Origin of the sequence: Ruegeria sp., from assembly GCF_028066395.1 — a bacterium.
In the GTDB taxonomy this organism is placed as follows: domain Bacteria; phylum Pseudomonadota; class Alphaproteobacteria; order Rhodobacterales; family Rhodobacteraceae; genus Ruegeria.
On record NZ_JALCBM010000056.1, the window covers coordinates 26811 to 27952 of the forward strand.

The window sequence follows — 1142 nt, forward strand, 5'->3', positions numbered from 1 at the left end:
CTGGTGCGCGGGGGGGAACGTGTGGGCCTGACCGGCACCACCCTGCCGCCCCGGCGCGGCAATGCACAGATCATCCGTCTGGCGCAGGCCTGGTCCGAGGATGCCGAACCCGACTATGCCCCGCCTGAACACCGCGCCATGATCCCCCATGCGCGCGCCGTGTTCCTCTCGGATTTCCTCGGCCCGCTGGATGAGGTCGAACTGGCCCTGACCAAAGCCGCTGACCGGGGCGTGCGCGGTGTGCTGTTACAGGTTCTGGATCCGGGGGAAGAGGCATTTCCCTTCCGTGGCCGCACCATATTCGAAAGCGTTGGCGGCAGCGTCCGCCACGAAACCCTCAAGGCCGGAGAGCTGCGCGAGCGCTATCTGGACCGCCTCGCCCGCCGTAAGGATGCACTGACGCAACTCTGCCGCGCGACCGGTTGGCAGTTGGGTCTACACCACACCGAAGACAGCGCACAAACGGCTCTATTATGGCTCTATCGTGCGCTGGATGGAGGGGTGCAATGACGGTTCTGGCGGGTATCGGCTTTACCGCGCCATGGGTGCTGCTGGGTCTGCTGACCCTGCCGATCCTGTGGCTGATCCTGCGCGCCGTGCCACCCGCACCGATCCGCCGCTTGTTCCCGGCGGTGACGCTGCTGTTGGGCCTGAAGGATGACGAAAGCGTCTCGGATCGCACCCCATGGTGGCTGCTGCTGCTGCGGATGCTCGCGGCGGCGGCGATTATCATTGGGCTGGCTGGCCCGGTCCTGAACCCCGCGCAGGATGAGGCCGGATCGGGGCCCTTGCTGCTTGTGCTGGATGCCAGCTGGGCCGGCGCCACCCGCTGGTCCGCGACGCTGGATCAGGTCGACGCGCAACTGACCGAGGCTGGACGCGCCGGTCGTCCCGTTTCGATCCTACGCCTGACGGATGCCGAGGCACCGGTGTTTCAGGCGGCTGAGGCATGGCGCGGGCGCTTGCCCGGCCTGACGCCCATGCCCTGGCAACCGACCGAGGCGCAGATCGATGGCGTTGTGGCCGCGCTGGGTGAAATTCCCGGAGGGTTCGACTCCCATTGGTTCAGCGACCGCCTGTCCTATGACGGGCATGACCGGCTGCTCTCGGCCCTGCAATCGCGCGGGGCGGTGACGGTCTAT

Annotated in this window: 1 protein-coding gene and 1 pseudogene; both read left to right on the forward strand. The window is 67.3% G+C overall.

Annotation, left to right across the window (positions count from 1 at the left end; all coding sequences use genetic code 11):
- Window positions 1-510, forward strand: a pseudogene (locus MPJ51_RS16300) (DUF58 domain-containing protein); the annotation flags it as partial.
- A partial coding sequence (locus tag MPJ51_RS16305) for a BatA domain-containing protein (protein ID WP_298388861.1) occupies window positions 507-1142 on the forward strand: 636 nt, incomplete at its 3' end. The pseudogene MPJ51_RS16300 and the gene MPJ51_RS16305, both read left to right, overlap by 4 nt.